A 6,928-nucleotide genomic window follows, 5' to 3' on the forward strand; every position below is an offset into this window, starting at 1 on the left:
CGCACCCAGGCGAGCGCACGATGCGAGCCAGAGGCTCGTGCACCCTGGCAAGCGCACGATGCGAGCCAGAGGCTCGCGCACCCTGGCAAGCGCACGATGCGAGCTAGAGGCTCGCGCACCCAGGCGAGCGCACGATGCTCCCACAAACGGGGTAGGAAACCCGCCGCTCCCGATGTCGCGCCGGGTATGATCAGCGGATCAACAAGGGGTTGGGATGACCAATGTCGGAAGAGATGCAGCATGCCTCTACACGCACTGCGGACAAGGTGCGAATCGCTCCATTCCTCTCATTCTTCTTCCCTCTCTCCTCACTTCTACCAGGTAGTCCCAGGTCTGGATCAACAACCTGCGCGATCGTACCAGGCCTAATAGAAGAGTGATCAGAATGAAAACGCTTTCGCCTCAATAACCATCACGTTCATCTATCTGCGTCATCACTCCTTCTCGGTAAAACGATAGGCTGAGCGCATCCGCATAACGCATTTGGTCACATCTTTGCTGGAGGATAGCGCGACGTTTGCTCATCGGTAATCAAGTGCTAACCGTGTGTGATTGTTATTTTTTACACAATCGCCTGTTTATGCCCTACACTACATTTCGGTGTCAGATATCAATCGTCTGGCACCCGACGAATGACAATGGCGTCTTTTCGTCGCTCAACGGTTGAGGAGGAATCTTATGAACGACACCTGGCTCGAATTAACGGCAACGACGATCCATCAACGTGACCTGATCCGTGAAGCCGAGCGTGAACGATTGGTGCGGATGGCGCAGCGGTTACGCCGCAAACAATCGTGGTGGTACCGCTGGTGGCAGCGCCTGTTCCAACGAGTGCGGCGCACAAATGCCTGAATCATCGATTGAGCAGACCCTTGTCCCACCTATGTCTGCTCACCTGATGATACGTTCTACCAACGACAGGGCGGGTTATAGACCCGCCCATCATCATTTGAGGAAGCAGCCACCTTCCTCGGCGTAGGGCTGCTTATTGCAGCGCCGCAGCGTACCATCTGCCATATCGCCCTTCCTCTTGCATGGACTGGCGGAAGGAAGCTGAAATATTTACTGAACTGGGATAACGCTACACCACCCAGAGCATACTATGCTTTGCTTCCAGCGATTTGAATGACCGCTGCACCGTGAATCGTACCCTGACGTAATGCGTAGAGGGCAGCATTCAACTCCGCGAGTGGAAACACCTCGACGGTAGTCTGGACAGGTACCTGCGGGGCGATCTGGAGAAAGGCTTCACCATCCTCGCGGGTAAGGTTGGCAACCGAACGTACCACTCGCTCACCCCAGAGCAACTCGTAGGGAAAAGCCGGAATCGGACTCATGTGAATACCACCGCAAACTACGACCCCACCTTTCGCAACGGCTCGTAGCGCCTGCGGGACCAGATCGCCAACCGGTGCAAAGATGATGGCTGCATCAAGAGGGGTTGGCGGCAAATCGGTTGAGTTACCGGCCCAGACTGCACCCACCTCCCGTGCAAACTGCTGCCCCTTCCGATCACCGGGTCTGGTAAACGCAAACACCTGGCGCCCCTGCCAGCGTGCGACCTGGGTTATCAGGTGGGCTGCTGCCCCGAACCCATAAATACCCAATCGTTCCCCTTCACCGGCCAGGCGCAACGCACGGTAGCCGATCAGACCAGCGCAAAGAAGTGGCGCCACTGCTGTCGCCTGCTCATTCGCCGGGAGTGCGAAACAAAACCGCTGGTCAGCAACGGTATACTCGGCAAACCCACCAGGCCGCGTATAGCCGGTAAACTGCGCCTGATCACAGAGATTTTCGCGCCCTTCACGACAAAACCGGCACGAACCACACGTCCAACCCAACCAGGGTACTCCCACTCGTTGCCCGATTGTCCAGCGTGTCACCCGCTCACCCAGCTGTTCGACCGTACCGACAATCTGATGACCGGGGATCAACGGCAACCTCGGTGCCGGCAATTCGCCATCAACAATGTGCAGATCGGTACGGCAAACAGCACATGCCTCAACCCGAATCAACACCTCATCCGGCCCTGGTGTCGGCACAGGGAGATCACGGAGTTCGAGTGGCTGACCGGGTTCGGTTAAGACAATTGCCTGCATAGGGAACCTCCTGAGCAACAGCGACATCTCGATACGTCCACCGTGATGACGAACGATCAGAGTTTATGCGCTGTATGGATACAAATATGTACTAGCGATATACTACAATAAATGTGATGCTCTAACCATCGTATCACGCTCCGACTCCAAAGAAGAGGGAGTGTCCATGTCTCGTCAAACCTCATGCCCTTTCTGCGGTGCGACTCTTCGGCCATCAGCCAGATTTTGTAGTATGTGTGGTAAACGACTTACCAGACCTCGCTTTCGATTGACCTGTGGTAGCCTGCTTATTGGCCTCATCAGCTTTGTTCTACTTTGCAGCGCGCTCAACGTGTTCTTGTCAGGCAGCACAGCGACATCCGGCACATCCCGCCAAGACCGGCCTCAGTCCGCTGCAATGCCAGCATCGAGCAATAGCAGCCTTGTGACCCGATCACAGCCTGCACCAACAACTCAGCCTGCATCTCCCGTGCCAACCATACCGCACAACGATACCGCTATCACCGGCAAGCAATTCCTGGAAGTCCACGTGATCGATGTCGGCCAGGGTGATAGCATTCTAATTCGCACGGCAGAGGGAAAAACAGCGCTCATCGATGGCGGATACGATAACGGTCTGGCGCTCGCTTATCTGCGTGCGCAAGGCATTAACCACATCGACGTGATGGTCGCTTCACATCCACACGCCGATCATATTGGTGGCCTGGTTGAAGTACTGAATGCACTGCCGGTTAGCGGGTTCTGGACATCGGGCGCCTCACACACTACCGGTACATATGAACGATTACTTGATGCAATTGATAGGGCAAAGGTTCCATACCACGAAGTGCAGCGTGGCGATACCATTCCACTTGGTCGGCTAACCTTTGAAGTTTTACACAGCGATCCCAATGCATACGATCTCAACAACACATCAGTTGTTTTGCGCCTGACTTACGGAAATGTCTCATTTCTCTTCACCGGTGATGCCGAACAAGCTGCCGAGCAAGAGATGCTGGCAACAGTGCGTGATCACCTGAAAGCCACTATCCTGAAAGTTGCTCATCATGGATCGTATACCTCTTCAAGCGACCAGTTTCTGGCTGCCGTGCAGCCGGCAATTGCCATCTATTCGGCCGGACGTGACAATAACTACGGCCATCCACACCGCAAGACCATTCAGGCACTTCAGCGAGTTGGCGCTACCGTGTACGGCACTGACGAACACGGGACGATTGTCATCACAACTGACGGCGTCAACTACCAGGTTCACACCCGTTATGATCGTCCACCAACTGCTGATCCGGGATCGCCTCCTCTACCATCCAACCACGCGACCCAAGGAGATCGTGATTGCAGCGATTTTGCGACTCAGGCTGAAGCGCAGGCCTTCTTTCTCGCCAACGGTGGCCCGGCCCGTGATCCACACCGGTTAGATGGCGATAGAGATGGTATCGCTTGCGAAAGTCTCCCCTGATAGGAGAAAGGAGTTGTTTGGATGACAGAAGTTCACTACGAGCAGGGTGTCATTGATCGCTTTGAAGGCGAATACGCGGTGATCCTCGTTGGTGAAGCGCAGCGACCACTTGACGTAGCACGTGCCGCACTCCCACCAACAGCGCGTGAAGGCGACTGGCTGCGCATTCAATTCGTAGACCATCAGGTAACAGCCATTGAACTCGACCCCGAGTCGACTGCCGCTGCCCGTCGTCGTGTTCAGGCCAAGTTAGAACGGCTACGCCGGGGAGAGCACTTGCAGCGGGGGGAATAAGAGTCTATCTGAATACCCCAACGGCACGCCAGGCGATCAAGCCACCGGCAACAGTGGCCCCCCTTCGCGAAAGCAATCATCCGCCGTGGATGTGGTGCACCAGTCTGTCGCGTTCCACGCCGCCCACTAACTGCCGGTACGGAGGACAGAACCGCTGGCGTCGGCGCAGCAGCGATCCGGCATGTGTGGACGACTGCCGCCAAACCGATAGGTGTTCACAGAGAAGGGCAGGAGCGGTTCCAGCACGGCCACCGATCGTCCGCAATACGACAGCCGGTCGTCGTGGTCGTAGTGATTGGAGCGCAGCGGCGCTGTATCCGTACATCTATCAGGTTTCATCCGCCGTACCGTGAGACGATGATTATGAGATAGGCTCGCAGTGTTGAAATTGCGCTCAAGGCGTTTCCAGTGTTGCTGCTACCGATGTTTGCCCGTCAGCAACCATCATTGTCTGTATCTGCACGCAGTAGCCGATATATTTCCTTTTACCATTGATTTGTTACCAAAATTTACCCGCCTGGCTTATGGAGTGTTTGGCTCATTGTATTGGGGGTGTGGCTTACTGCTGCCGATTGTCTTGGTCAGGCGGGCTGTTGCGTCGTTGTCACTCTGCGCATCCAATAAGAGGGGGGAGCGTGCGCCAGAAACTTGAGCATGGATCACGCACTCAGCGCCGTAGCGTATGCCTGGGTGCGCTGGCCTCTGGCCCGCGTGACGCAAGGCGTGAGTAGCACTATTGTACGTCTCTCGAATCGCCAATGCCTGTCACTCCTCCGCAAGCAGGAGGACGAGGGGGTTCGCAAGCAGGGGGCCTGGAGAGTGCTGCAAGCATGGGATCTGAAAGTGAAGGTATGACGGTATACGAATGAGCCAACCGATGAGGAGTAACATGAGTAGTAATCATACACCGTGTACGCAGGCCAAAGGCCTGCGTACCCAGGAGAACCGTGTAGGTCGGAAGGAATTGGCAGCAAGTGTGTGATGGCGCGTTCATCTGATCGATAGTACTACGAAATACTGATCAGCAGCCAGACAAATATACCGATCAAGCCAATTGTACCGACGATCTTTACGAGTACACTGATCAGTTTGACAAGAGCCTCGACCAGTACGCTGAACAACCAATACCCCGCTCGAATCGAGATGACGACAACGACGATGAACATGAGAGTGTTGAAGTCCATTGCTTTCTCCCGTCTATGCTGTGCTGTCCCCTAATCTGTTTACTGCTTAAAGCATATCAAAGCCATTCCCCGGACTACATTCCAGGTTTCATACAATCCAGTCTTTACTGACTCAGGAAGAGACAACCATAATCTCACTAAAACCTCACCGTCCGTTTTCATGGTCTAGACAGGTATCAAAAATGAGGTATAGTAGACTTAACATGCGAGCTAAAAAATGCGCAGAAGTCCAGTTACGACTAAGCTGTCGATTTGCTGCAGGGAGAAGTTACTTTGCCTGGAAGTAAATAAAAGGAGACACGAATGGAAGTCGCTGTACCAATTCATTCTATTCCGATTATCCTGTGCACGACGGATATAGAGTCACAAGCGGTCAGTAAGTTCAAGGTTGACCGTTCTACGTTCCCAGAGGATGACTGCGCATGCCCATCTGAAAAGATTCCTTTCTCAATCGATACCAATATTAATCCTGCAGCCATTTACACGCTGCCCGCACTCTATACTGCTCCTCTTTCAGAAGACTGGACTCTGGCATTTAATCCGCAGGGCGACGCTGGTGTGATCGTCCTTGATCAGACCGCATGGCAACTCCTTCACCGGTTTCGTCAACCCCGACGATTGGTTGATGCCGCTTATGAAGGGGATGATGCGCTAATGGTGCAGCACGGAGTACTTCGTCTGGCCGGATTGCAATTGTTGCAACCTGTTGATCAACCATCAAATGTGCGGCGTATGCCATCACAGACGTTAACTGCCTGGCTGCACATAACGAATGCGTGCAATCTGCGCTGCGACTACTGCTACCTCAAGAAGACATCTGAGGCAATGGATGAGATGCGTGGTCGGCAGGCGGTTGATGCCGTGATCCGTTCTGCAGTGGCAAACCAGTTTCGGCGGGTAAAGTTGAAATATGCAGGTGGAGAGGCAACGCTCAACCTTCCTTTAGTTATTATGCTTCACCAGTACGCACGCGACAGCGCAGCACGGCACAATCTGACTCTCGATGGTGTTATACTCAGCAATGGCGTTGCCCTTAGTGACCACCAGATTCGTCAGATCCGCGACAACGACTTGCGCTTGATGATCTCACTTGACGGTATCGGTGACCTACACGATAGCCAGCGACGGTTCGTCAACGGTCGCGGTTTGTTTGCCCGTGTCGTACAAACACTCGACCGACTGGCACAGCACGGTGTGACACCGTCGCTCTCCATCACCCTGTCACATCGTAATCTTGCAGGGCTACCCGAAACCGTCGCGTATGCACTGAATCGAGGATTACCGTTTTCGCTGAACTTTTATCGTGCAAATGACTATGCTGCCGCATACACCGACCTTGCGTTTGGCGAGGAGGAGATCATTGCGGCGATGAAAGCAGCCTTTGCGGTCATCGAACAGCGCATGCCGCCGTACCGTTTCTTCGGCTCATTGCTTGATCTTGTGCGGTTCGATGCCCCTCACGACCATACCTGTGGAGTCGGCAATTCGTATATGGTTATTGACCAACGTGGAAGGGTAGCAAAGTGTCACATGGCGATTGAGCAGACGATTACCGATGTTGATGCGCCTGATCCACTGCGTCTAATCCGTGAGGATACTAAAGGCATTCAATACATTCCGGTTGATGAAAAAGAAGGATGTCGGACGTGTACGTGGCGCTACTGGTGCGCTGGCGGCTGCCCGGCGCTGACGTATCGTGTAACGGGTCGCTTCGATATCAAGTCGCCGAACTGCCGTATCTATCAAGCCCTCTTTCCAGAAGTGCTGCGGTTGGAGGGATTGCGTTTGCTGCGGTACGCAGGCGGGCGGCTGGGCGCGGCAGCACAGCGCTCGTAGCTCTGGCATACCGGGTGCCGAATTAACTTCGTTACAAGAATACACCGCAGCGACGCTAA

General features: G+C 54.2%; 6 protein-coding genes and 1 pseudogene. 5 read left to right on the plus strand and 2 right to left on the minus strand.

Annotated elements, in window-relative coordinates; genetic code table 11:
* Positions 1 to 678: 678 nt before the first annotated feature.
* A complete protein-coding gene (locus JE47_RS21970; RefSeq protein WP_173424571.1) occupies positions 679 to 852 on the plus strand; it encodes a hypothetical protein in 174 nt (57 codons plus the stop codon).
* A 248-nt stretch (positions 853 to 1,100) separates the two neighbouring features.
* On the opposite strand, the gene JE47_RS0119010 is transcribed toward JE47_RS21970, so the two are convergent.
* Positions 1,101 to 2,099 (minus strand): zinc-dependent alcohol dehydrogenase family protein, encoded by a 999-nt coding sequence (locus JE47_RS0119010; protein WP_031461263.1) that lies wholly within the window; start codon positions 2,097 to 2,099, stop codon positions 1,101 to 1,103.
* A gap of 166 nt (positions 2,100 to 2,265) precedes the next feature.
* Here JE47_RS0119010 and JE47_RS22350 point away from each other — a divergent pair.
* The 3 genes and pseudogenes from JE47_RS22350 to JE47_RS0119020 form a co-directional block, all read left to right on the plus strand.
* Positions 2,266 to 2,343: pseudogene (locus JE47_RS22350) on the plus strand (zinc-ribbon domain-containing protein); the annotation flags it as partial.
* 180 nt (positions 2,344 to 2,523) lie between these two features.
* Positions 2,524 to 3,555: an MBL fold metallo-hydrolase gene (locus JE47_RS0119015; RefSeq protein WP_236631313.1), complete on the plus strand. Its 1,032-nt coding sequence runs from the start codon at positions 2,524 to 2,526 to the stop codon at positions 3,553 to 3,555.
* Positions 3,556 to 3,576: 21 nt separating this feature from the next.
* Positions 3,577 to 3,849, plus strand: a complete 273-nt coding sequence (locus JE47_RS0119020; RefSeq protein ID WP_031461265.1) for a DUF3006 domain-containing protein — start codon at positions 3,577 to 3,579, stop codon at positions 3,847 to 3,849.
* A 1,007-nt stretch (positions 3,850 to 4,856) separates the two neighbouring features.
* On the opposite strand, the gene JE47_RS21870 is transcribed toward JE47_RS0119020, so the two are convergent.
* A complete protein-coding gene (locus JE47_RS21870) occupies positions 4,857 to 5,033 on the minus strand; it encodes a hypothetical protein (RefSeq protein ID WP_160173302.1) in 177 nt (58 codons plus the stop codon).
* Positions 5,034 to 5,336: 303 nt separating this feature from the next.
* Here JE47_RS21870 and JE47_RS0119035 point away from each other — a divergent pair, with 303 nt between their 5' ends.
* Complete coding sequence (locus JE47_RS0119035) at positions 5,337 to 6,869, plus strand: radical SAM/SPASM domain-containing protein (protein WP_031461267.1); 1,533 nt, start codon at positions 5,337 to 5,339, stop codon at positions 6,867 to 6,869.
* The last annotated feature ends 59 nt before the right edge of the window (positions 6,870 to 6,928 follow it).

Origin of the sequence: Chloroflexus sp. MS-G (assembly GCF_000735195.1) — a bacterium.
Lineage (GTDB): Bacteria > Chloroflexota > Chloroflexia > Chloroflexales > Chloroflexaceae > Chloroflexus.